Here is a 24,787-nt window from a genome sequence, read left to right as displayed (position 1 = left end):
CGCCGAACTGTTGGGAATCCTGGGGAGTTTGACGGCATGCGCCGAGGACCGGAACCTCACCGGCTCCGACGACCACCAGGTCGTCGACGAACAGCGACGGCCGTCGCCTCAGCCCCGTGCAGGGCCTCGGCGACGGCCGGCTCAGCGGTCCTCGTACACGTCAGCTCCGCGCCCCGGGCGCGACGGCCTGCTGGTCCGTACGCGACGTGTCGTGGGCGGCGCGGGGTGCGCCGGGCATACGGCCCTTGCGCTGGACCGGGACGAGCAGCGCGGCCAGGGCCGCGGCGAGGCAGAGCAGGGCGAGCAGGGTGAATCCGTGGGTGTAGCCGGAGGCGTAGGGCAGGCCCGAGGGCTGTAGATGGCCGGTCACCAGGACGCTGGTCACCGCGGCCCCGATGGATCCGCCGATGGTGCGGATGTTGGCGTTCATGCCCGTCGCGGCGCCGGTCTGCTCGGCCGGGACGCTGCCCACGATCAGGTTGGCCATCGAGGCGAAGGCAAGACCGATACCGAGGCCGAAGACCCCTGCCACGAAGGCGATCTGCCACTGCTGGTCGTGCCAGACGGCGAGGAAGCCGCAGGCGATCGCACCCAGCGCGGCGCCGGTCGTGAGCAGTTTCTTGGCGCCCAGTACGGGCTCGAGACGGCCGCTCAGGATGCCCGAGAAGAACATCGCGATCAGCATCGGCAGCATGAGCAGCCCGGAGGCGGTGACGCTGGCGCCGAATCCGTAACCGGCCGAGCCGGGCGTCTGGACGAAGCCGGGCAGGAAGGACCAGATCGAGTACATGCCGGCGCCGAACAGCAGCGCGGCGGTGTTGGTGGTCCACACGGCGGGCAGTCGCATGACGCGCAGGTCGATCAGCGGGGAGCGGGACCGCGCCTCGGCGAGCAGCCACAGCGCGAAGAGCACCACGGCGGCGACGAACAGTCCGATCACCCGGGTCGAGCCCCAGCCCCAGTTGGTCGCCTGGCTGAGCGGTAGCAGCAGGGCCACCAGCCAGGCCGACAGCAGGATGGCGCCGAGCCAGTTGACGCGTCCCGCGGCCCTGCTGGGCGACTCGGGGACGTAGCGGAGGGCGATCAGCGTGGTGATCGCGACGATGCCGACGGGAAGCCAGAACAGCCAGCGGTAGCCGAGCGCGGTCACGACGGGACCGGCCGCGACCATGCCGACACCGCCACCGGCGGCGATCACCGCGGACAGGTTGCTGATGCTGGGGCTGACCCGGCCCGGGGCGAACTCGTCCCGGATGATGCCGAAGGACAGCGGGAACAGCGCGCCGCCGATGCCCTGGACGACCCGGGCGACGATCAGTACGCCGATGGTCGGCGCGAGCGCGGCGAGCAGACACCCGAGCAGCACCGCCACCAGGACGGCGACGAGGGTGCGTTTCTTGCCGATCAGGTCGCCGACCCGGCCGAGGATCGGCGTGAAGACCGAGGCGGACAGCAGGTACGCCGTCATCACCCAGGTCGCGGTGGACTGCGAGGTGTGCAGTGCGTGCTGAACGGTCGGCAGGGCCGGCGCGATCAACGACTGCAGCATGGAGAACACGCCCGCACCGGTCGCGAGGACCGCGAAGGTGAGGCGGGTGGACTTGCGGGGCATCAAGAGCCTCTCGGAACTGGTTGCGGCCGAAGGCCTCGGGCCGCGGTCGTACGGGCCCGGCGCATGCCGTAGGCAGCACAGGGCACACCGACGATCGCGAGCTGGGGGAGGTCGCGAAAGGTGTCAGGGGGACGGGCGGTGCCGGGCGGTGCGCTCGGCGCGGGGCCCGCACAGACGCGAGGGTGGCGTCGCGTCGCCATGCGTGCGGCCGCACGCATCCACGGCGAACGCACCCCGCACTGCTAAAGTGGAGGTACGCCTCCACTGTAGCGGAGGAATACCTCCGCTTCAACCTCGTCCCGCCCGGGAGGCAGCAGTGACCGCCCAGTCGTTCCCCGTCAGCGAGATCGTCGCGTCCCGGCGACCGCACCGGAAGGACGCGGCGCGCAACTACGACGCCCTGCTCGCGGCCGCCCGCGAGGCCTTCGCTGAGCACGGCGCGGAGGCCTCCCTGGAGGACGTCGCCCGTCGCGCGGGCGTCGGCATCGGCACCCTGTACCGGAACTTCCCCACCCGCAGGCACCTCTTCGAGAGCGTCTACGCGGACGAGGTCAACGCCCTGTGCCAGGTCGCCCAGGAGGTCGCCGAACTGGAACCGTGGGAGGCACTGACGGCCTGGCTGGACCGGTTCGCCGGCTACATGGTGACCAAGCGGGCCGTGCGCGAGGCGCTCAACGACGAGTCGGAGATCTTCGCCGCCTGCCGTGAATCGATGTACGCGGCCGGCGGCCCGCTGTTCGAACGGGCCCAGCAGGCCGGCGAGGCGCGCAAGGACATGGACTTCGTCGATCTGCTGCGCATGGTCGCGGGCATCACCGCGACGACCTTCGACGACGACGCCCAGCGCGACCGGGTCCTGTCCGTCGCCCTGGACGGCGTGCGCGCCACCCGCTGACCTGCCCGAAGGGAAAGGGACCGGCGTCCCGCCTGAAGAGATCCCGGCGGCTGGAGAGGTCCCGCCCACAGAGGCAGGCGTCGCGACGCCATCGCCATCGCCGCCGTCAACTCCCTACTCCTTCGCGCCGATCGCCTCGACCGGCCGGATCCTCAGCAGCACCCGCGTCGGCACCATCGTGCCCGCGGCCGCCAGCGTCGCCGTCGCGCCCGCGATCGCCAGATAGCCGAGTCCGGGCACGGCCGGCACCGGCGAGCCGCTCAGCGCCAGGGACACGAGGACCAGCGGGAACACGGACAGCAGCGTCCCGATGCCCACCCCGGCAGCGATGACGATGACGCTCTCCCGGCGCATCATGCCCACGACCTGGCCGCGGGCCGTACCGGACAGCCGCAGCAGCGCGAACTCCCGCCGCCGCGCTCCCGTACTCATCGCCAGCGTGTTGACGACGGTGATCGCCGTGTACGCGATGATCAGGCCGACCACGAGGTAGTTGACCCAGGCGTTGGCCCGCTGTTCCGTCAGCTGGTCGTCGACGGCGAGCCCGTCCCGGAGCACGGTGCCCGGATAGTCCGCCGCCAGGCCGGAGAGGGCCTCGGCGACACCGGATGCCGAGGGGTCGGAGCGTACGAGCACGGACTCGTCGGCCTTGCGCGTGGTGTGGGCCAGCAGCAGATCGTGGTCCAGGGTCACGTCGGCGAACCCGAAGCCGCGTTCGTAGACGGCGACGACCTCCCCGCGGAAGGGGGTGCCGTCGCCCAGGTACAGCCGGGCCGTGTCACCGACGCCGAGGCCGAGCCAGGACGCCGTGGTGGTGCTGATCGCCACGGTGGCGCCCGACAGCGCGGTCAGGTCGCCCTCACGCGGCCGCAGATCGAGGGCGCTGCCGAGGGCCCGCGGATCCACGCCCTGCGCGCTGAGGGACACGGACTCCTGCGCGCCTAGCAGCTTGCCCACCCCGATGACCTTGGACTTGACCAGTCCGGTGGCGGACCGCACCTGCTTCATGTCCCGTACCTTCTCGGCCAGTTCGGGTGACACCCCGCCCTGCGCCGTGAGGACGTGGTCGGCGACGAGGCCGGACCGCAGTTGGTCGGCCGACTCCCTGAGCCCGGTGGTCTGGGTGAAGACGACGGTCGACGCGAAGGACACGGCGAGCACGAGCGGCGTGATCGCGCCGGCCAGCCTGCCCACGTTGGCCCGCGTGTTGGCCGCCGCCAAGTAGCCCGTGACACCGGTCCTGTTGAGCAGCGGACCGAGGAGGCGTACGGCGGCACGTGAGACCAGCGGGCCGAGCACCGCGACGGCGATCACGAGAATGAGTACGAGGGAGTTGGCGAGCCCGACGAGGGTGAAGAAGTCGGCGTCCTGCGCGAGGCCGGTGGAGAAGATACCCGCCGACAGGACAAGCAGCACACCGCCGGTGATCCTGCGTCCGCGGCCGAGACCCGGGGACTCCAGCGCGGCCTCGCCGAGGGCCTCCGTCGGCCGGATCCTGTTCGCGCGGAAGGAGGCGGACAGGACGGCGACCAAGGCGGTCAGGACGGTCACGAGCACCGCCGCGAGGAACGGCAGCGGGCTGACGGCGAGCCCGAAGTCGGACGGCACGATGCCGTGTCCGGCGAACCGGTCGCGCAGCCAGTACACCAGGACCAGGCCGACCGGACAGCCCAGCACCCCGGCGGCCAGGCCCGTGACGGCGGCCTCCGCGGCCACCATGCGCCGGATCTGACCGGGTGTGGTGCCGATCGCGCGCAGCAGGGCGATCTCCCGGCGGCGGTGCCGGATGGACAGCGACGTCGTGGCGAACAGCACGAAGACGGCGATGAGCAGGACGTTGCCGCCGACCGCGGCCGCCAGCACCACGAGATTCGACCCGCTGACGGTGACGTCGAGGAACTCCGCTCGTCCGCGCCCCTCCCCCGTGTGCACGGCGAGCCGGTCGTCGTCGAGCGCGGCCTTGACGCCGTCTGCGATTCGCTGGAGTGAGGTGCCTGGGTCGGCGAGGACACCGAAGGCGTATACGGAGGGCGCCAGTTGGCGCATGGAGGTGTCGGACAGGAACGCCACCGACTGGCGGGGCGTGCGGCCGTCCTTCAGTGCGACGAGTCCGGCGACCTCGAAGGTGCGCGGAGTGGACGCGGTCATCAGACGGACCTGGTCCCCGGGGCGGAGACCCGCCTGCCCGGCGATCCCGGTGTCCAGGACGATCTCCTCCGCCGCGCGCGGTGCGTGGCCGGTGGTCAGGCGGAAGTCGCCGAGACGGAGGCTCGACCAGTTGTGCGCCTCCGGTGCCGCGCCGTGCCGGCCGGCCATCGGCTGCCCGTCCCCGGTCGTGAGCCGTACCGACGCGCCCATGTCCGGGATCACCGACTTCACGCCGTCGACGCCGGAGAGCCGGTCGGCCACCGATGCCCGCAGCGGTACGCGTTCGGGCAGCGGCTGCGACTGCTTGAGGGTCGAGCCGTCCAGGTCCTTCAGGGTCAGTTCCACCTCCTGCCGGCCCGCGACGAGGACGTCGGCCGCCGCGTACCGCTCGGGCGAGGACCCGGCCCGTATGCCCGACTCCAGAAGGACGCCGCAGGCACTGAAGACCGCGGCACCCAGCAGCAACGCGACGAACGTACCGACGAAACCGCCCTTGCGGGCCTTGAGTGTCAGCAGGGCGAGGCTCAGCATCAGGCGGCCCTCCGCAGGCCGGAGAGCACGCCCGCGACACCGTCCGCGCTCGGTGCGCCCATCTCGTCGACGATCCGGCCGGCGCTGAGGAACACCGCGCGGTCGGTGTGTGCGGCGGCCATCGGGTCGTGCGTGACCATGACCACCGTCTGGTGGAGGTCGGTGACCGCCTGCCGAAGCAGTCCGAGGATGTCCCGGGCGGTCTCCGGGTCGAGTGCTCCGGTCGGCTCGTCGGCGAAGATCACCTCGGGGCGGGTGACCAGGGCCCTCGCGATGGCCACCCGCTGCTGCTGGCCCCCGGAGAGCTGTGCGGGAAAGCGCGTGAGGCGGTCGCCCAGGCCGACGGCGGTCACGATGTGGTCGGACCAGCTCGCGTCGACCTCCCTGCCCGCCAGCCGCAGGGGCAGCGTGATGTTCTGCTCCACGGTGAGGGACGGGAGGAGGTTGAACGCCTGGAAGACGAAGCCGATACGGGTACGCCGCAGCTCCGTCAGCCGTCGCTCCTTGAGCGCCGACAGGTCCTGCGTGCCGAGACGGACCTGCCCCGAGGTGGGCCTGTCGAGGCCGGCCGCACAGTGCAGGAACGTGCTCTTGCCCGAGCCCGAAGGACCCATCACGGCCGTGAACGTGCCGGGTTCGATGCCCGCGTTGACCGTGTCAAGGGCCAGGACGGCTGTAGGTCCCTCCCCGAACTGCTTGGTCACGTCCGTCAGTTGCACCGCGTACCGGCGGGCGGCGGCGGACACGTCCGGTTGTTGGCCCCAGGACCGCACCATTGACTGCTCAACTCCTCAACTCCGTGGTGCCTCAAGTGCATCGGTGACAAGGGGCCGTGGCCTCGGCCACGCAGTCGAACCCTCGTGTCCCCCGGCCGGGCGAGATGCGGGGCGGTCTCCGTCGTACGAAGGAGGAGGCGGCGCGCGCGAGCCGCCGCGCCCGGCGGGCTCCTCCTCCCTGCGGAGGATGACTTCGGGGAGGAGCGGAGCGCCGGCTTTCAACCTCAAGTGAGATCAGGGCGCTTGGCGTTCCGTCTACCGTGGAGCCCATGGACCTCATGGACTCGTTCGCGGGGCGCCGCATGCCCCCGGCCGTCACCGACACGGGTCTGGCCCTGCTGATCACCGCCGGGTCGCTGTCCTTGCCCATGGGGATGCCGGCCGACGGACCCGAACTGCGGTCTCCGGGCGCCTGGTTCGTCGTACTCGTCCTGCTGTCCGCGCTGCCGCTGGCCGTCCATCGCCGGTTTCCGCTGTCCGTCCTGCTGGTGACGGCGGCGGCCGTGAGCGTGCTCCAGGGGCTCCACTACATCCCGCAGCTCTCGGGCCCCGACGGCACGTCCATCGGGCCCGCCTACCTGGGCGTGGCCACGGCCGTGTTCCTCACCGCTCTGCGCGGCGCTCCCAGGACGGCCACCCTGGTGGTGGCCGCGCTCATCCCGGCCGCGGCCGTCACCGAAGCGGTACTCGCCCCGGCCGGCCACCGCATCGCCGCGCTGCTGACCGAGACGGTACTGCTGGTCGCGGCGTGGGCGCTCGGCAGGCTCACCCGGGCGCGCGCCGCCATCCAGAACCAGGCGCTGGAACGGGCCGCGGCGCTCGAACGCGAGCAGGTCGCCAACGCGCGCACGGCCGTCATGGAGGAGCGGGCCCGGATCGCCCGCGAACTGCACGACATCGTCGCGCACAACGTCAGTCTCATGGTCGTCCAGACCATCGCCGCAGACCGGGTCCAGGAGCGCGACAGCGACAAGGCCCACGAACTGCACGGCACCATCGAGGAGACCGGCCGGGCCACCGTCACCGAGCTGCGCCGGCTTCTCGACGTCCTGCGTACGGACGAGGAGGCGGACAACGATCCGAGCAAGGAGCCGCCGCAGCCCACCATCGACGCGATACCGGCGCTGGTGGACTCGGTGCGCGCGGCGGGGCTCCAGGTCGACTTCAAGACCACCGGGTCCCCCGCCGAGTTGCCTGCGGGCTCACAGCTCACCGTCTACCGGGTCGTACAGGAGGCCCTCACGAACACGCTCAAGCACGCCGGCCGCACCCGCACCGACCTGACCGTCGCCTGGGAGCCGGAGCGCCACCGGCTCACCGTGAGGCTGTGCGACGACGGCCCACGGGCGGCCGACGGAACGGCACCGCGACCGCCCGCCCTGTCCAAGGGCTCGGGCCACGGCCTGGTCGGCATGCGGGAGCGCATCGGTGCCGTGGGCGGCTCCTTGCACACCGGCACGCGTCCCGGCGGTGGCTACTGCGTCCACGCCGTCATCCCCCTCACCGCGTCCGCCGATCCGCGGCACGACCGGCACGACGGTCCCCGGCACGACGAACCGCGACACGACGAACCCCGGCACGAAGGGCCCTCCCCGTATGCAAGCCATCCGCGTCCTGCTGGTCGATGACCAGCCCATGATCCGGACGGGATTCCGGCTCATCCTCGAAGCCGAACCGGACATCACGGTCGTCGGCGAGGCATCGGACGGCGTCACCGCCGTCGAGAGCGCCCGGGCACTGCGGCCCGACATCGTCCTGATGGACATCCGCATGCCGAACATGGACGGCGTCGAAGCCACCCGCCGGATCGCGGAGACGGGCTCACCGAGCCGGATCGTCATCCTGACCACGTTCGACCTGGACGCGCACGTGGTGGACGCCCTGCGCGCCGGAGCCAGCGGCTTCCTCGTCAAGGACGGTCCCGCCGACTCCCTCGTGGACGCGATCCGTACGGTGGCCGCCGGTGACGCCGTGCTCTCGCCCCGCGTCACCCACCGCCTGCTGGACCGCTTCGCCCACCTTGCCGCACCCGATACGCCGGACGTGCCCTCCCGCCTCGACGCCCTCACCGGCCGCGAACTCGACGTCCTGCGCGCCCTCACCCGCGGCCTGTCCAACGCGGAGATCGCGCTGGAACTGGGCGTGGGCGAGACCACGGTCAAGACGCACATCGCGCACATCCTCGAGAAGTACGGGCTCCGCGACCGGGTGCAGGCCGTGATCCTGGCGTACGACAGCGGCCTGGTGGTGCCGCGCGGCATCCGCTGAACGAACGGCACGAGCGGCATCCAGTGAACGGCACGAACGGTGTCAGAGGAGAGGCACGAACGGTGTCAGGAGAGAGGCACGAACGGTGGAGTGATCAGTACTCCAGCTCGGGGCGCAGGCGCAGCGGCCCGGCGACGTCGTGGAGGTGCCTCAGCACCTGGGCGTAGGAGTCGAGGAGGCCGGTCTCGTGGTAGGCGATGCCGTGCCGGGCGCAGAACGAGCGCACGATTTCCTGGGCGTGGCGCAGGCTGGGCCGCGGCATGGAGGGGAACAGGTGGTGCTCGATCTGGTAGTTGAGCCCGCCGAGCGCGAAGTCGGTGATCCGGTGGCCGCGGATGTTGCGTGAGGTCAGTACCTGGCGGCGCAGGAAGTCGACCTTGTCGTCCTTGGCGAACATGGCCATGCCCTTGTGGTTCGGAGCGAACGAGCACCCCATGTACAGCCCGAACAGCCCTTGGTGCACGAGGAGGAAGACCACGGCCTGGAGGGGAGTCAGGACCAGGAACAGTGCGGCGAGGTAGCCGACGATATGCGCCGTCAGCAGTCCCGCCTCGCCCAGCTTGGTCGCCCGCGAGGTCGCGGTGCCGGTGCGCTCGAGCATCGCCTTCACGCCGGCGACGTGCAGGGCGAGTCCTTCAAGCAACAGCATCGGGAAGAACAGCCAGGCCTGGTGGCGGGCCAGCCAGGCGTACGCCCCGCTGCGGACGCGGGCGTGGTCCTCGGTGAAGGCGATCGCGCCGTCGGCGATGTCGGGGTCGCGGTCGACGTAGTTGGGGTGGGCGTGGTGCCGGTTGTGCTTGGAGATCCACCAGCCGTAGCTGAGGCCGATCAGCAGGTCGGCGTGCACGCGGCCGAGCAGGTTGTTCACGCGCTTGGAGCCGGAGATCTGGTGGTGTCCCGCGTCGTGCCCGATGAACCCGGTCTGGGTGAACATCACCGCGAGGAAGGCGGCGGTCACCAGCTGCCACCACGACTGCCCGATCATGGCGAACGCGGTCCAGCCGGCGGCCAGCAGGAGCAGGTTCGCCCCGACCTTGACGGAGTAGTAGCCCGGTCGCCGCTTCAGCAGCCCGCGCTGTTTCACCTCGCGGGACAGCGCGGCGTAATCGCTGCCCCGGGTACCGGGCGGGGGTTTCGTCGTCTCGGCGTTGTACGCCGGACCGGTGCCCCGGTTGATGATTTCAGTGGTCACGATTTTCCTTTCGGGATGCGCGGGCCGAAGCCGTCGGCGCGGGGGCAGGGCGCCGGATGCTGGAAGCCCGTACGGAAGCAGCGCGAGGCAGACCCGCGGCGCGGGCCTGCCTCGCAAATGGGGTATCGAACGGGGGTCCTCAGAGTGCGCGGACCTGGTCGGCCTGCATGCCCTTGGGACCCTGGCTGGCGGTGAACTCCACCCGCTGGTTCTCCTCAAGGGAGCGGAAGCCGCCCGTGTCGATCGCCGAGTGATGGACGAAGATGTCGGCGCCGCCCCCATCAGGGGCGATGAAGCCGAAACCCTTCTCCGCGTTGAACCACTTCACGGTTCCTTGAGTCATGTGATGTCTCCTTCGAGATGGCGAGTCGTGCGGGAAACGCGCACTCGCGCGATCCCGGGCTGCTGGTCGCCAGGCGTCGAAGAAAACCCCCGCAACGACGAAAGGCCCACTGTCAGAACTCCGCGGGCGCTCACACGTTCGCAAACTTCAACTACAACCACTCCCTACAACGTCCGGAGCGACAGAAACGTTCCCGGCGGGGCGGTGGCGACGTCGGCGACCTGCTGGGCCCGAGAGTTCGGCAGGGTGGCCGTCCGGGCGGGGAAGGGCCCGGTGACGCCCTGACGGGTCGGCTCCAGGGCCCGGAGGGAGTACGGTTGCGGTACCGAGCGCCTTTCGTATGCCGTCATCCGTTTCGGCGTCGCCCTCGGGGAACGGCAAAGGCCGGAGCACAGCGGGTTCGGCCGGAAAAGAGCCGCACCATGACTCCTGGCTCGTACTGTCGCGCTGTCTTCTGTCGCCCCTTCCGTACCCCGTTCCGCGCTCCCCGGTAGCGGATTTCCTGGCTCCCGGGGTGCCCTGGAGGTATTCCGGCACCTCGCGTACGCCCTGAACCGACCAGGAGGATGCAGGACGCATGTATTCACAGAACTCGATCTCCAGCCACCGTCGTGGCCGCCCCGAACCGACCGCCCAGATGCTCTCCGGGCTGGCCTGCCTGATCTGCGGCACCGACTACCGGAACGCGCCGGACCCGGAGGCGGTGGTGGTCTCCCACCGCGACGACAAGCAGCTGCTCGCCTGCCACGGGACGTGCGCACGCATCGCGAGCGGGTCGGTCAACGGTCTGGACGAGACGCCCCTCCCCCTGGCCGAGCGCGTGCGCAGGCACCAGGCCGACGGCTCGTGACGCCCCGACCGCTCCTGACGGCGACGAGAAGCACGACAAGCACCACAAGAAGCAAACGATGAGGAAGCGCATGAGCCTGTTGAGTCTCGGAGTACTCGCCTCCTCCCGCAAGGAGAACGAGTTCCGACTGCCGTTGCACCCCGCCCACCTCGACCGGATCGCCCCGGACATACGCAGGAGAATCTTCCTCGAACAGGGCTACGGCGAACGGTTCGGCGTCGCCGACGACTCGCTGCGACCGCTCGTGGCGGGCCTGCGCTCCCGCGAGCAGCTCCTCGCCGAGTGCGACGTGCTGCTGCTGCCCAAGCCCATGCACGAGGACGTGGCCGCGCTGCGCGAGGGCCAGGTGCTGTGGGGATGGCCGCACTGCGTGCAGGACGAGAAGATGACCCAGCTCGCCATCGACCGGCGGCTGACCCTCGTCGCCTGGGAAGCCATGAACCACTGGACGTCCACGGGCGCCTTCAGTGTCCATGTGTTCCACAAGAACAACGAGCTCGCCGGCTACTGCTCGGTGCTGCACGCCCTGCAGCTCGGCGGGCTGACCGGCAGCTACGGGCGCCGTATGCGCGCGGTGGTCATCAGCTTCGGCGCCACGGCGCGCGGGGCGGTCACGGGCCTGGGTGCCATGGGCGTCTCCGACGTCACGGTGCTCACCCAGCGCGCCGCGGCGGCGGTGGCATCGCCGATGCCGTCGGTCGTGATGGGCCACTTCGAGGAGCAGGAGGACGATCCGTCGCGCCTGCGGGCAGTCACCGCGGCCGGTTCCGTGCCGATGGCGGAGTACCTGGCCGGGTTCGACATCATCGTCAACTGCGTCCTGCAGGACACCGACGCGCCGCTGACGTTCGTCACCGACAAGGAGCTCGCCCTGTTCCGACCGGGGACCTTCTTCATCGACGTCTCCTGCGACGAGGGCATGGGCTTCGAATGGGCCCGTCCGAGCACCTTCGGCGAGCCTATGTCCACGGTCGGGCCGGGCTGTCACTACTACGCGGTGGATCACAGCCCGTCCCACCTGTGGAACTCGGCCACGTGGGAGATCAGCGAGGCGCTCCTCCCCTACCTGCGCAAGGTGATGAGCGGCCCCGCGGCATGGGACTCCGACGCCACGATCAGCAAAGCCATCGAGATCCGCGACGGCGTCATCCAGAACCCGAAGATCCTTTCCTTCCAGCACCGGCCGGCCGCCTATCCCCACGCCCTCGAGATCCCGGCCCCCGCCCCGGCCTCGGCCCCGGCGCTGCACTCCTCCGCACAGCGGGCCTGACGAACCGCGGACCGCGCCGTGGTCACTTCTCCTGCGGAAGGTGGTCACTTCTCCTGAGGGAGAGTGACCGGGCGGTCGTCCCTCAGTTCCGCGAAGAGTTTCCGGGCCCGGCGGTCGTCCCACTTCACGGCGCTGCCTTTGGACGTGGCGAAACCGGGGTCGGAGACCGGGACGTTGATCTGTCTGCCGCCGCCCGACGTGACGCTCTGCATCGCCTGGAACAGCGACATGAGGTCCTGTAAGCCGGTGTCCTTGTCCACGACGAGCGTGTCGAGGCCCGCGCTGAGGGTCGGAAAGGACTTGGCGGGGTTGAGGAGCGTGCCCGGCGTGGCCGCCTTCTTGGCGAGTGCGGACAGGAACTTCTGCTGGTTGCGGGTGCGTCCCAGGTCGCCCTGGGCCTCCTGCTTGCGCTGGCGGACGAATGCCAGCGCCTTGGTGCCGTCGAGGGTCTGGCAGCCCTTCGGCAGGTCCGCGCCCGACTTCTCGTCCTTGACGGCCCGCTCCAGGCACATGTCCACGCCACCGACCGCGTCCACCACCCCCACGAAGCCCGCGAAACCGATCTCCGCGTAGTGGTCGATGCGCAACCCGGTGTTGCGCTCCACGGCCCGTACGAGCAGATCGGGGCCGCCGAACGAGAACGCGGCGTTCAGCTTGTCCGGCTCGGCGGCGAAGCTCCGGCCGGTCTCGGGACGGACGTACGGCGGGATGGTCACCCACGAGTCGCGCGGCAGGCTCATCATCGTGGTGCCGTTCGCGCCGGTGTGCAGCAGGATCATCGAGTCGGTGCGGCGGCCCTCGGCCGAGCCGGTGCGCAGGTCCTTCCTGGCCTGCTCGGACAGGCCGGCGCGGCTGTCGGAGCCGACGATCAGGTAGTTGGTTCCCTTTCCGGCCGGTGGGCGGTCGGGCAGCGCGCCGAGGTCGATCTCCTGGTCGAGCCTGGTGTCGGCCCACACGTACGTGCCGATGGAGCCGATGACCAGCGCGGAGACCAGGAGGATCGCCAGCCGTGTGACCTTGCGGCGTCGGGTGGGGCGCGGCTTGGGGTGCCTGCCGCCGCCCGTGTCTCCAGGGGGCCGGCGTCCGTGCCCCGTGCGCCCCGGAGTGGCGGGCGAGGGCATGCCCGGCAGTGGTGCCGTACGCGTCGTGGGCGGGGCCGCGCTCCCGCGCGCCGCCCGCCCCGGGACGACACGCGGCGGCTCCGCCACACCACCGCTCGGGTCGTAGTAGCCCGCCGGTCGGTCGGTCCCGTCACTCATCGGCCTGTCCAGTCCCTCAACGCATAGGTGTCATCTCATCTGGGATCACCTCGTCGGCAGGCTCTTATACGGGGCCGGGCCGCCGATCTGTTCAGCGGCCGTGCCGGATCGCTTCATGCGGTGCCATTTCAGCCGACTGCCCAGCAGGGCGGCGACCACGGACTGGATGACGACCAGGTACATCAACTGCCGGTACACGAACAGCTGGAACGGCATCGACCACAGGGCTCCCACGCGCTCACCGTCGAGCTTCAACGCGTAACCGGCGCACACCAGTTGGACGCCCAGGAAGCCGAACCACACCAGGGCCGAACTCAGTGGATCGAGGAACAGCACTCCGTACAGGGCGAAGACGTCGATGACTGGCGCGAGCAGCGGCAGGGCGACCTGGAAGAGCGCGAGGTAGGTGAGTCCGCGCCGGCCGAAGCGTCCGGCCACGCCTCCTTCCACGACGGCACGGCGGTGCTTCCACATGGCCTGGATCGTGCCGTAGCACCAGCGGTAGCGCTGCCGCCACAACTGCCGTAGTGACGTGGGTACTTCGGTCCAGGCGACGGCGCACTCCTCGTAGAGCACCCGCCAGCCCGACCTCCACAGCGCCATGGTGAGGTCGGTGTCCTCGGCGAGGGTGTCGTCGCTGACCCCGCCGACGCCCATCAGCGCGTCCCGGCGGAACGCCCCGATGGCCCCGGGGACGGTGGTCATGCACTCCAGGACCTCGAACATCCGCCGGTCGAGGTTGAAGCCGAAGCAGTACTCCAGGTGCTGCCACTTGGCCAGCAGGCCCCGCCGGTTGCCGACTTTGGTGTTGCCGCTGACCGCGCCGACGGCCGGGTGCGCGAGCGGCTGGACGAGGTGGTGGATGGCGTCGGGTTCGAAGACGGTGTCGGCGTCGACCATCACCAGGATGTCGTGACTCGCGTACTCCAGACCGGTGTTGAGGGCGGCGGCCTTGCCTCCGTTGGGCTTGCGGATCACCAGTACGCGCGGATCGCCGATGCCCTCGGCGAGGTCCGCCGTCCGGTCCGCCGAACCGTCGTCGACCACGACGATCTGCAGCTGGGGGTAGTCGGAGGCGAGCAGCGAGCGGACGGTGGACTCGATCCCGGCCTCTTCGTTGTAGGCGGGCACGAGCACCGTCACCGGTTCCGTCACCTCCCGCAGCCAGGGCGCGCCGGGCCGGGAGCGCTCGAGCCGCCGGACATGGGCCCGCGCGAAGACGGCGAGCAGCACCAGGCGCAGCACCCCGAGGGCGCCCGCGATGCCGAGCGTCCACGTCATGGCGTTCGAGAAGGCACGGCCGACAGTGGTGGCCCAGACCAGGGCGGTACCGCGCCATCTCTCGACGGCCGACACCGGCTCGTACGGGGTGAGTCGCAGCCCGGCCGAGACGGTGGTGAAGCGGTCGACGCTGCGGTTCTTGAGCAGCTTCGCCGTCTCCCGGTAGGCGGTCGGCGTCTGGCTGAGCTGCCGGACCAGGCCCTGTGCCGGTTTCCGGGTCGCCTTGTCGGCGGCGACCAGCACGTAGCCCTCGTCGGTGGCGCGCCGCGCCGCCTTCCACTCGCGGCCGCACAGGGTGTCCGGCGAGGTGGTGCGCGGCATCCGCAGCAGATTGGTGCGCAGGCCCGCTGTACTCGCCAACGCGCTCTGAGTCAGGTCGAGTTCGGCGGAGAAGCGGACGGACGACGCCTCGCCGAGGGCGGCGCCGGTGTAGGTGTTCGAGCCGATCTCGTGGCCCTCGGCGCGGATCCGCCGCACCAGGTCCGGATGGCGGGCCGCCTGGGAGCCGAAGAGGAAGAAGGTGGCGCGCGCCCGATGCTGTCGCAGGAGGTCGAGCAGGCGCGGGGTCCACACGGGGTCGGGGCCGCCGTCGAAGGTGAGCGCGACGGTGCGGGCGGGCATCGAGCCGGTCTGGATCCCGTTGCGGTTGATCCCCACCACGGGGCCGCCGGCCGCGACGGCATCGGGTGCGGGTGAGGTGCACGCGGACCGTGTCTTCGCGGCGTCGACCTCGTGGTTGGTCCAGCCCTCGAAGAGCAGGGCCCCGAACATCGCGGGGAGGACGAGTATCAGTAACAGCCAGTGTCCGCGCGGGTCGCGGGACTGCTTGTGCCGGGCCTTCACGGGATGTCGTCCCCCTTCCCGCCGGATGTGCCGCGCGGCTCGGAAGTCCCATGTGTCACGAGGGAGTTGAGGCGCGTCCGGACGCCCCGGGGGATCCCGCTCAGGGGCGTTCTTCTCCAGCCATGTGCGTGGGTGCGCGATGCGCGAGGGGATGTCTTCTTCCGCTGATTGACGGGGCTGGAGTTACGCATGGGGCGCGAGTCTAGCCACAGGTTTTCGATTGCATGGCCATAACACCGAGCCTCACAGAAAACGCGGCGGACCTTGTCACGGAGCTGAGTACGCGGTGCGTGGTTTTCGCCAACGGACCAGCGCGGCAAGCGTTTTCGGGAGTCGCTGAGAGGCCGGTTCCTCTCCTCTAGGGTGTGGCGCACGGGTCGAACAGACGTTGGTGGGGGAGCTGGGACTGGTGCCGTTAAGTGATTCGGACGCGGCGACGATGGGTGGCCGGATGAGACTGGTCGAACGCGCGGAAGCCGGCGACATCGCGGGAGTGGTCCGGGAACTGGGTGCGCTGACTCCGGATCGGCGCGCGGCGAGCACCGCGGCTCTGGCGGCCCGCCGCGAAGCCATGAAGCCCGACTGGCACAGGCGTACCGAGGAGGAGCGAGTCGCCCAGCTCGCCGCCGAACTGGGGTGCCGGGTCACTCCCGAGGACGCCGCGGACTGGCTCCTGCGGCACGAGAACGGGGGGCGGCACAACGATCTGCCCCTGGGCGGCGCCTGGTTGGTGGACGTCCTGAATCTGCACCCCGTCGTCTGGCGGGCCGAACTGGTCGCGCGGCTCGACGAACGGACGACGTCCGGGGCCAACTCCAGATACAGCGTTCTCGAACACCTCGTCCGCGACACGGGCTGTCCGCTGCCGACCTCCGACGCGTTCATCCGCGACTGGCTCAACAGCCGCGGCACCTACGCTCAGCGGTCCGAACACCTCCTGGGCGGGGCGCCGGGCGCCAACCTCCTGGAGCGGTTGCGCGCCGACGACTTCACACCGAAACTCCTGCCGTCGGCCGTGACGCGACCGGGGATGCACCTCGGCATGGGCGGGTTCCGCTTCACGCGGTCCAAGACGAGCTGGTCGTACATGATGGAGAACTTCCGAGTGGGAGTGCTCATCAGCCTCGCCTCCGAAGGCGTGATCGACCGTGACACACTGGTCCGTCGCATCTTCGCGGATCTGGTCAGCGATCCGCCGTTGGGGACGGACGCCGCGGACGTACTGGAGGCGCTCGCCCTCACTCCGGCCGAACACGCCTCCATGGCCCCCGATCGCGTCGTACTCGTCGACTCCCTGCTCGGGCGCCTGCTCCAGGACGGCACACGCAGCGAGACCGCGCCGCCGCTCGCGTTCCTGCGTGCCCTGGCGCCGACACCGGCCGAGAACGCGGCCGTCGTCAGGGGGTACGTGGCGCTGCTCGACGGATCGTTGCCGGTGGCCTCCTACGCCCAGGAGGTCCTGACCGGGGTGGACGAAGCGGGACTGCTCGAGCCCGACGTACTCACCGAGGTGTGCGAACGGGTCCTGCTCCGCCCGGAGAAGAAACTGGTCCGTGCCCAGCTCACCTGGCTCGACCGCGCGGTCCGGCGAGAGCCGACGCGCACGGGCCGGATCCTGGTCGACATGGCGATGGCCTTCAACCACCCGGACCTGGCGTTGCAGGAGCGCGCTCTCGATGTGGTCGCCCGTCATCTCGAGGCGGCGGGGGACGCGGTCCTGCCGGAGCTGCGGACGGCCGCCGAACGGCTCAGCCCGGGACTTGCTGCGCGAGCCACCGAGTTGCTCGGCACACCACAGGTCGCTGTCACATCGCAGGACCATGTCACCCCACAGGTCGCTGTCACCGAGCCGTACGCCGACGACGTACTGCCCGTCGTGCCCGAACCCCGCCCGGTGCCGGGCCCCATCGCGACGGCCATTGAGGTCGCGCACGAGGTCGCGGCGGTCGTCGCGAACGACCAGGACGTGGTGGCGTTCGAGCGTGCCCTGGACGGGCTGGTCCGGCACGCCCACCTCGACCGGACAGCTCTGGCCCTGGAGTTGAAGCCGGTCATGCGCAGGGAACCGCGCGAGAGGATCGACTGCACACAGGCCGACCTGTACGACGTGGCGACGGTGGTCCGGGGCGACGAGCCGAGGGAACGGGCCGTCCACCTCGGCCGGTACTACCCCTTCTCGCTGGCCGGGGCGATGCTCGCGGCGCGCCTGGCCGAGGCCATGGACGTCATCGAGTCCGGCGCGCAGCCGTTCCTGCTGGCCGTGCCGACCCTGGCCACCGGGGCGCTGGACGCCGCCGTGCTTGTGGAACGGATCTCGGCGCTCGACGAACTCGGCGTCACCCCCGCGCCGGTCGACCTGGCTCAGGCCCTGCTGCGCGTCACCCCGACACAGGACGAGCAGGTGCTGCGGGCGGCCGAAGCACTCGGTTCCGACGCCGGACGACGGTTGGCGCGCTGGCTGCGCGAGGGCGGCCTGCCGCGCCAGGAATCGGAGCCGAAGGGGTGGCCCGAGCATGAACGGGCCACCCCTTGGGTGTCGTTGTGGATACCCGCACGCCCCGGAGTGGTCCTCGATCCCCCGCTCCCGCCGGCCGCCGCGGCCCTGGTCGGGCCGTACGAGGGTGTGGGCCTGTACGAGCCGTTGGCACCCTTCTGGGTGGCGCAGCTGCCGCACCACCGCGAGGAGGTGATGGCACGTGACTACTTCGGGAACCGCGCCTCCCAGCGAGGGTGGACACGTGCCCTGCCGTGCGTCGCGGAGTCCGGCGGTCCGGCGGGTTTCGCGGTGCACATGGCGCTGGCCTTCGGCGTGACGTTCGACCGGCAGGCGGAACGCGACGCGGCGGTGGACGCCCTGCTGGTGCTCGCCGCGCGGGGGCAGCTGGACAGCGGGCTGCTCGGACGGCAGCTGGAGACGCTGCTGCGCGGCAAGTGGATCGAGGCGAACCGGGTGAGTGACTCGCTGCGCGCCGCGGCCGAGACCGGCGCGTACGGCACCGTCTGGTCCGTACTCGAAGTCGCCCTGCCCGGGCTGCTGCGCGACACGCCGATCCGGGGCGCGGCGCCGCTCCTCGCCCTCGCCACCGAGTGCGCGTCTCGCTGCGCGACCAAGGGGGAGATAGCCGAGGTCACGGCGCTGGCCGCGCGCACCGGATCGAGCCAGGCGGTGAAGAACGCCAGGTTGCTGCGTGACGTGTTGCGCTGAGGTGTGCTGCGGCTGAAGGTGTCGTGGAGCGACCCCGGTACGTCGCCCGCCGAGGACAGCCCCGCCCGTGTACGGGCGGGACCGCCGTTCGCCGTTGCGGCCAAGCGCTCCGCGGGAGGTCCGGTGTGTCGTCTGCGGGGCCGTCGTGGCTGGTCGCGCAGTTCCCCGCGCCCCTTTGGGGCGCGGCCGGACCCGCTTAGCCGGCGGGTGCCCTGTCGGGCGCCGCACTCGGTGCCGGGGCATACCCGACGGGCCGGGTGGTGAAGACACCCCGGCCCTGCGTGCGGCTGCGCAACCGGGTCGCGTAGCCGAACAGTTCGGCCAGCGGCACGGTGGCGGTGACCACCACCGCTCCCGATCGCACGGTCGAGCCGGAGACCCGGCCGCGGCGCGCCGCCAGATCGCCGAGCACTCCGCCCACGGCGTCCTCGGGCGCGGTGACCGTGACCTCGACCACCGGTTCCAGGAGGACCATCGCGCAGGCACGCAACGCCTCCCGGAGCGCGAGTCGCCCGGCCGTACGGAACGCCATCTCCGAGGAGTCCTTCGAATGGATCACCCCGTCGGTCAGGACAACACGCAGCCCCGTCACCGGGTGACCGCCGACCGGACCCTCGGCCAGAGCATCCCGGCAGCCGGCCTCCACGGCACGGACGTACTCCTGCGGAACCCGTCCGCCGACGACGACCGACCGGAACTCGAAGCCCGTGGCGCTGCCGTCACCGTCATCGACGGCAGCCTGCAGCGGCTCCACGTCGAGGACGACATGGGCGAACTGACCGGCGCCGCCGTCCTGTTTGACGTGTCGGTAGACCAGCCCGGCGACTCCGCGTACGACGGTCTCCCGGTACGCCACCTTCGGCCGGCCGACCCGGACGTCCAGCCCGTGGGCGCGCCGGATCTTCTCCACCGCCACCTCCAGATGCAGTTCGCCCATGCCCGACAGCACTGTCTGGCCGGTCTCGGGGTCGGTCCGGACGACCAGCGAGGGATCTTCCTCGACCAGGCGCGTCAGCGCCGACACCAACCGGTCCGTATCCGTGCTGGCACGCGCCTCGACCGCGACGGAGACGACCGGTTCGGCCGTGCTCGGCGGTTCGAGAACCAACGGAGCCCCGGGTGCGCACAAGGTCGCCCCTGCCCGGGCGGACTTCAGCCCGACGACCGCGACGATGTCCCCGGCCAGCGCCCGGTCCAACTGGGCGTGACGGTCGGCCTGGACGCGCAGGATCCGGCCGATGCGCTCGGTGCGCGGCGCGCCCGCGTCCCACACAGTCACGGTCTCTCCCTTCCGGATCGTTCCCGAGTACACCCGCAGGTAGGTCAGCCGCCCGGTGGCGGTCGCGTTCACCTTGAACGCCAGCGCCGCGAACGGAGCCGCCGGATCGGCGGCCCGCTCTTCTTCCGTACCGTCGTGGATGCCCCGTACCGCGGGCACGTCCAACGGCGAGGGCAGGTACGCCACGACGGCGTCCAGCAGTGGCTCGATCCCGCGGTTGCGGTAGGCCGAGCCGCACAGCACGACCACGCCGTCGCCGGTACGGGTCAGGTCGCGCAGCGCGGCTGTCAGGGTCGACGCGGAGACGGTCGACTCCGCGCAGAACTCCTCCAGCGCACCGGGGTGCAGTTCCGCCACGGCTTCCGCCAGCAACCGGCGGCGCCGCAGCGCCTCGTCGAGCAGGGCCTCGGGCACGGGCCCTTCCTGGACCGTGCCGTGCTCATCGGCCCACACCAACGACCGCATGCACACCAGATCGACCACTCCCCTGAACCCGTCCTCCGCGCCGATCGGCAACTGCACGACCAGCGGGGCCGGATGCAGTCGCTCCCGAATCGACTCGACGGCCGCATCGAGATCGGCGCCGGCACGGTCCAGCTTGTTGACGAAGGCGATCCGGGGCACCCCGTACCGATCCGCCTGCCGCCACACCGACTCGCTCTGCGGCTCGACCCCCGCGACGGCGTCGAACACCGCCACCGCCCCGTCGAGCACGCGCAGCGAACGCGCCACCTCGTCGGAGAAGTCGACATGGCCAGGGGTGTCGATCAGGTTGATCCGGTGGGAGTCCCAGGCACAACTCACCGCCGCCGCGAAGATCGTGATCCCCCGATCGCGCTCCTGCGGATCGAAGTCGGTGACAGTCGTACCGTCATGAACCTCGCCTCGCTTGTGGGTGGTCCCGGTGATGTAGAGGATCCGCTCGGTGACGGTGGTCTTCCCGGCGTCGACGTGGGCGAGGATGCCCAGATTGCGGACGGCGGAAAGCGGGTTGACGGGATTTCGGTGCAGGTCGGTACGCACGGCCCATGGCCTTTCAGGTGATCCAGAACGGGTCGGCGCGATTCCCGGGCGAACAGCACGGCACGGCGGCGCACCCGACCGGTTCATCCGGTACGGGGGCGTGCGCGGGTCAGGTGTTCGTCACGGGCATCCGGTTCCGGCCGCGCAGCCGGCACCGGACACCCGGAGACACGAGGATCACCTCGTACCGTGACGGGGGAACAACAACAGCGGTGCGGTAACGCACGGCCGGGCTCCCCTCACTCGTCACGGGGCGCGCCGCGATGTTGTGGCGGCGCGCGATGTGTGGCGAGTGTAGGGAACCGGGGGCGGACGGGGCACCGGATTTTCCGGCCCGCGCTTCGGCGGTGGTCGGCAGAAGCGCAGTCCGGAGTCACCGGACAGCACCTCGCGATCCCCATGCCGACCTTGGCGGTTTGCCATTGTGTACGGCCGTGCGACGACCTCTCCGCCGACCACGGGCGAACCGTCCTCCCAACTTCCGCCTCATGCAGCACTCTTGACGCGCCCACGCCCGCCGGTATGGTCTAGTCCAAGTAGCGCGTCCCGTCCGGACGGGCGTACCTCGTCGCGTCTGCACACGGGATTCGCGCTGCCGCCCTTCGCACTCCTGGTCCCCCACCCACGAGAAGCCGACCCGCCGTACCGGGTTCCCCACAACCCTGCACATCCGCGGGACGGCCTCCAGTGAAGGAGAGAACATGCACGCAAGGAAGAGGACAGCCGTGCTCGTCGGCGCGGCGCTCGCCCCGGTAATCGCCGTGAGCCTGCCCGCGTCCTCCGCGAGCGCACACGGCTACATCTCCAACCCGCCGAGCAGGCAGGCACAGTGTGCCGCCGGGACAGTCAGCTGTGGCGACATCACGTACGAACCGCAGAGCGTCGAGGGCCCGAAGGGGCTGACCAGCTGCAGCGGCGGCAACTCCCGCTTCGCCGAGCTCGACGACGACGGCAAGGGCTGGAAGGTCACTCCGGTGAGCAGCAGCACGGAGTTCCAGTGGAGTCTGACGGCCCGTCACTCCACCAGCACCTGGCAGTACTTCGCCGGCGGTCAGAAGATCGCCGAGTTCAACGACAACGGCGCCCAGCCCGGCGCGACGGTCACCCACCAGGTGAACTTCGGTGGCCTCAGCGGCCGACAGAAGGTGCTCGCCGTCTGGAACATCGCCGACACCTCCAACGCCTTCTACGCCTGCATCGACGTCAACGTCAGCAGCTGAAGCGGCAGTTCACGGAGCGTGGGTGAACCGCCGGTTCGCCTGTGCGGGCGATGACACCCGCGCACGCTCACGGACACCCCCCACCCCCACCCTCCACCGTTCCCCTTCGAGGGGAACCGTGCGCTCTCTCGCGCGCCCTGATCCATGGAGTGATTCCCCATGCGTCGACGTACGCTCGGGCTGCTCACCGCCACCGGTGCGGCAACCCTGCTCTCCTTCGCGACCCTCGCCCCGCAGGCCCTGGCACAGAAGACGACGGCAGCCGCCGATTTCGTCGTCAGTGAAAGCCAGTTCAACCAGATGTTCCCGAACCGGAACTCCTTCTACACGTACGGCGGTCTCACGGCCGCACTGAGCGCCTACCCCGGTTTCACCACGACCGGCAGCGACACCGTGCGCAAGCAAGAGGCCGCGGCCTTCCTGGCGAACGTCAGCCATGAGACGGGCGGCCTGGTCCACATCGTCGAGCAGAACACGGCCAACTACCCGCACTACTGCGACAGGAGCCAGCCGTACGGCTGCCCCGCGGGCCACGACAAGTACTACGGCCGTGGTCCGATCCAGCTGAGCTGGAACTTCAACTACAAGGCGGCGGGCGACGCCCTGGGCATCGATCTGCTCAACAACCCCGACCTGGTGCAGAACGACTCCGCCGTGTCCTGGAAAACCGGGCTCTGGTACTGGAACACGCAGACCGGGCCCGGGACCATGACACCGCACAACGCCATGGTCAACAGTGCCGGATTCGGCGAGACCATCCGCAGCATCAACGGCAGCCTGGAGTGCAACGGCGGAAATCCGTCGCAGGTACAGAGCCGCATCGACAAGTACCAGCAGTTCACGCAGATCCTGGGCGTGGCCCCGGGCGGCAACCTCAGCTGCTGACGCGCCCCCGCTCTCCCCGTCAGGGATCGCGCCCCGCCGTGCGGCGGGGCGCGATCCCTCAGCCCTTCACCGCGCCGGCGGTGAGCCCCTGGACGATGTGGCGGCTGGCGAAGGCGAACAGCACCATCGTGGGCAGGATGGTGAGGACCGCCGCCGCGGACATCGATCCCCAGTCGATGTTGAAGCTGGAGATGAACCCGTTCAGAGCCGTGGGGACGGTCTTGTTGCTGTCGCTGTTCATCAGCGTCACCGACAGGAACAGCTCGTTCCAGCAGTTGACGAAGTTGAAGATGAACGCGGCCACGATCCCGGGACGCATCACCGGCAGCAGCACCCGGAACAGCGCACCGAACCGGGAGAGGCCGTCGATCATGGCGGCCTCCTCCAGCGCGTCCGGGATGTTCTCGAAGAAGCCGCGGAGCATCACCGTGCAGAACGGGATGCAGACGGCGATGTAGACGAGGATGAGCCCGAGCCGGTTGTCGACCAGCTTGAGGTCGGTCATGAGCAGGTACAGCGGCCCCAGCGCGATGAAGGTCGGGATCATCTGGGTGACCAGGGCGGCCATCAGCAGCGCGGACTTGGTACGGAACTCGAAGCGGGCCAGCACGTACGCCGACAACATCGAGATCACCGTGGCCACCGCGCCCGCGACGGTCGCGACGAGGAGGCTGTTGGTGAGGTAGACGCCGAAGTCGGCCTTGCCGAACAGCCCGCTGTAGTTCTCCAGCGAGAAGTGTTCGGGCCAGTAGGCGATCGGGAAGGCGAAGATGTCGCCGGGCGCCTTCAGCGACGTAATGGTGATCCAGTAGAGCGGGAAGACGGTGAAGACCAGCCACAGCCCCAGGAAGGTGAACTTGGTGGCCCGGCCTGCCGTGGACTCCTTGCCGATCAAGGCTTCACCTCTCGCTTGTCGACCCGCTTCTCGCGCGTGGCCAGGAGGAAGAAGACCGCGAACACCAGCAGCGTGGCGACCACGATGAGGCCGAGCGCGGAGGCTCTGCCGTAGTCGCCCTGCTGGGTGATCTTGATCATCCAGGTGGTCACGATGTGCGTCTCGTTGTTGGGTCCGCCGCCGGTCATCCCGAAGATCAGGTCGGGGAAGTTGAAGATCCAGATGACCCGCAGCAGCACGGTCAGCGCGAGCGTGATCCTGATGTACGGGATCGTGATCTGGAACAGTGTGCGCGCCTTGCCGGCGCCATCGAGCGCCGCCGCCTCGTACAGCTCCTCGGGGATGGACTGCAGCGCGGCCAGGATCATGATCGTGAAGAAGGTGACCCCGTACCAGACGTTGGCGACCACGACGGCGAACATCGCCGTCTTCGGGTCGGCCAGCCAGGCGACCGGCTCGTCGATCAGCCCCGCCTTCTGCAGCAGGTCGTTGACGACACCGAACTCGCTGTTGAACAGCCAGCGGAACAGGATGCCGATGAGGAACCCGGAGATCGCCCAGGGGAAGAAGACCAGCGCCTGGTAGAGGCCCCGGAAGCGGAACTTCCGGCGCAGCCACAGGGCGAGGGCGAAACCGATCACCAACTGGGGCACGATCGACCCGAACACCCAGACAGCGGTGTTGCCGAGCACGGTGCCCCAGGCGGGGTCGGCGAAGACGTCGCGGAAGTTCTTCAGGCCCACCCAGGAGGTGTCGCTCAGGTCCGTCAGATTCCAGTGGCGGAAGGCCATCTGACTGCCGGCGATCATCGGGTAGTACGTGAAGACCGCCACGAAGATCGCGGCCGGGGCCATGAAGGCGGCGATGAGGAAGCCGCGCCGGGCGGTGAACTCCGGCCTGCGGCGGCCTCGTTCCACGCCGCGGGTGGGCGGGGCGCCCCCCTTCCGGTTCCGGGAGGAGCGCGCCGACGCCGTCTTCGTCGTTTCCGTCGTTTCGGACGCGGTGGGCATGC

The 24,787-nt window shown here is 70.2% G+C and carries 18 protein-coding genes; 8 read left to right on the top strand and 10 right to left on the bottom strand.

Going from position 1 to position 24,787, the window contains the following annotated elements; genetic code table 11:
- Positions 1–160: 160 nt before the first annotated feature.
- Positions 161–1,612, bottom strand: a complete 1,452-nt coding sequence (locus GAS53_RS31655; protein WP_151481162.1) for an MFS transporter — start codon at positions 1,610–1,612, stop codon at positions 161–163.
- A 316-nt stretch (positions 1,613–1,928) separates the two neighbouring features.
- Here GAS53_RS31655 and GAS53_RS31650 point away from each other — a divergent pair, with 316 nt between their 5' ends.
- Entirely contained in the window at positions 1,929–2,507 is a 579-nt protein-coding gene (locus GAS53_RS31650) for a TetR/AcrR family transcriptional regulator (RefSeq protein WP_151481161.1), read from the top strand.
- A 114-nt stretch (positions 2,508–2,621) separates the two neighbouring features.
- Here the strand turns inward: GAS53_RS31650 and GAS53_RS31645 are convergent, their stop codons facing one another.
- Positions 2,622–5,186, bottom strand: a complete 2,565-nt coding sequence (locus GAS53_RS31645) for an FtsX-like permease family protein (RefSeq protein ID WP_151481160.1) — start codon at positions 5,184–5,186, stop codon at positions 2,622–2,624.
- Positions 5,186–5,962 carry an ABC transporter ATP-binding protein gene (locus GAS53_RS31640; RefSeq protein ID WP_151481159.1) on the bottom strand — a complete coding sequence of 259 codons (777 nt, stop codon included), beginning with the start codon at positions 5,960–5,962 and terminating at the stop codon, positions 5,186–5,188. The genes GAS53_RS31645 and GAS53_RS31640 overlap by 1 nt, the downstream gene beginning before the upstream one ends.
- 269 nt (positions 5,963–6,231) lie before the next feature.
- Between GAS53_RS31640 and GAS53_RS31635 the strand changes: the two genes are divergently transcribed.
- Positions 6,232–7,590, top strand: a complete 1,359-nt coding sequence (locus tag GAS53_RS31635; RefSeq protein ID WP_151481158.1) for a sensor histidine kinase — start codon at positions 6,232–6,234, stop codon at positions 7,588–7,590.
- A complete protein-coding gene (locus GAS53_RS31630; RefSeq protein WP_151481157.1) occupies positions 7,559–8,230 on the top strand; it encodes a response regulator in 672 nt (223 codons plus the stop codon). The genes GAS53_RS31635 and GAS53_RS31630 overlap by 32 nt, the downstream gene beginning before the upstream one ends.
- A gap of 94 nt (positions 8,231–8,324) precedes the next feature.
- Here GAS53_RS31630 and GAS53_RS31625 read toward each other — a convergent pair whose 3' ends face one another.
- Together GAS53_RS31625 and GAS53_RS31620 are read right to left on the bottom strand one after the other, a co-directional pair.
- On the bottom strand, positions 8,325–9,422 hold the full coding sequence (locus GAS53_RS31625) for a fatty acid desaturase family protein (RefSeq protein ID WP_151481156.1): 1,098 nt from the start codon (positions 9,420–9,422) through the stop codon (positions 8,325–8,327).
- 139 nt (positions 9,423–9,561) lie between these two features.
- Positions 9,562–9,765, bottom strand: coding sequence for a cold-shock protein (locus tag GAS53_RS31620; RefSeq protein ID WP_151481155.1), 204 nt, complete (start codon positions 9,763–9,765; stop codon positions 9,562–9,564).
- A gap of 577 nt (positions 9,766–10,342) precedes the next feature.
- Between GAS53_RS31620 and GAS53_RS31615 the strand changes: the two genes are divergently transcribed.
- Together GAS53_RS31615 and GAS53_RS31610 are read left to right on the top strand one after the other, a co-directional pair.
- Entirely contained in the window at positions 10,343–10,615 is a 273-nt protein-coding gene (locus GAS53_RS31615; RefSeq protein ID WP_151481154.1) for a hypothetical protein, read from the top strand.
- Between the two features lie 70 nt (positions 10,616–10,685).
- Positions 10,686–11,885, top strand: a complete 1,200-nt coding sequence (locus GAS53_RS31610; RefSeq protein ID WP_151481214.1) for a N(5)-(carboxyethyl)ornithine synthase — start codon at positions 10,686–10,688, stop codon at positions 11,883–11,885.
- Between the two features lie 44 nt (positions 11,886–11,929).
- Here GAS53_RS31610 and GAS53_RS31605 read toward each other — a convergent pair whose 3' ends face one another.
- Both GAS53_RS31605 and GAS53_RS31600 read right to left on the bottom strand, forming a co-directional pair.
- On the bottom strand, positions 11,930–13,144 hold the full coding sequence (locus GAS53_RS31605) for an LCP family protein (protein ID WP_151481153.1): 1,215 nt from the start codon (positions 13,142–13,144) through the stop codon (positions 11,930–11,932).
- Between the two features lie 45 nt (positions 13,145–13,189).
- The gene (locus GAS53_RS31600) at positions 13,190–15,196 is read right to left on the bottom strand and encodes a glycosyltransferase (RefSeq protein ID WP_151481213.1); all 2,007 of its coding nucleotides are present in this window, start codon (positions 15,194–15,196) and stop codon (positions 13,190–13,192) included.
- A 523-nt stretch (positions 15,197–15,719) separates the two neighbouring features.
- On the opposite strand from GAS53_RS31600, the gene GAS53_RS31595 reads away from it, so the two are divergent.
- Complete coding sequence (locus tag GAS53_RS31595; protein WP_151481152.1) at positions 15,720–18,473, top strand: DUF6493 family protein; 2,754 nt, start codon at positions 15,720–15,722, stop codon at positions 18,471–18,473.
- A 196-nt stretch (positions 18,474–18,669) separates the two neighbouring features.
- Here the strand turns inward: GAS53_RS31595 and fusA are convergent, their stop codons facing one another.
- Complete coding sequence (gene fusA, locus GAS53_RS31590) at positions 18,670–20,775, bottom strand: elongation factor G (RefSeq protein ID WP_225859206.1); 2,106 nt, start codon at positions 20,773–20,775, stop codon at positions 18,670–18,672.
- A gap of 701 nt (positions 20,776–21,476) precedes the next feature.
- Between fusA and GAS53_RS31585 the strand changes: the two genes are divergently transcribed.
- Both GAS53_RS31585 and GAS53_RS31580 read left to right on the top strand, forming a co-directional pair.
- Positions 21,477–21,995, top strand: coding sequence for a lytic polysaccharide monooxygenase auxiliary activity family 9 protein (locus GAS53_RS31585; protein ID WP_151481150.1), 519 nt, complete (start codon positions 21,477–21,479; stop codon positions 21,993–21,995).
- Between the two features lie 159 nt (positions 21,996–22,154).
- On the top strand, positions 22,155–22,880 hold the full coding sequence (locus tag GAS53_RS31580) for a chitinase (protein WP_151481149.1): 726 nt from the start codon (positions 22,155–22,157) through the stop codon (positions 22,878–22,880).
- 58 nt (positions 22,881–22,938) lie between these two features.
- Here the strand turns inward: GAS53_RS31580 and GAS53_RS31575 are convergent, their stop codons facing one another.
- Positions 22,939–23,775: a carbohydrate ABC transporter permease gene (locus GAS53_RS31575; RefSeq protein ID WP_151481148.1), complete on the bottom strand. Its 837-nt coding sequence runs from the start codon at positions 23,773–23,775 to the stop codon at positions 22,939–22,941.
- Positions 23,772–24,785, bottom strand: coding sequence for a carbohydrate ABC transporter permease (locus tag GAS53_RS31570; protein ID WP_151481147.1), 1,014 nt, complete (start codon positions 24,783–24,785; stop codon positions 23,772–23,774). The genes GAS53_RS31575 and GAS53_RS31570 overlap by 4 nt, the downstream gene beginning before the upstream one ends.
- Between the last annotated feature and the right edge of the window lie 2 nt (positions 24,786–24,787).

It is taken from the genome of Streptomyces albicerus (genome assembly GCF_008905045.1).
Taxonomy (GTDB): domain Bacteria; phylum Actinomycetota; class Actinomycetes; order Streptomycetales; family Streptomycetaceae; genus Streptomyces; species Streptomyces albicerus.
Note: the sequence above shows the minus strand (reverse complement) of the source record. Positions and strands in the feature narration are given on the sequence as shown.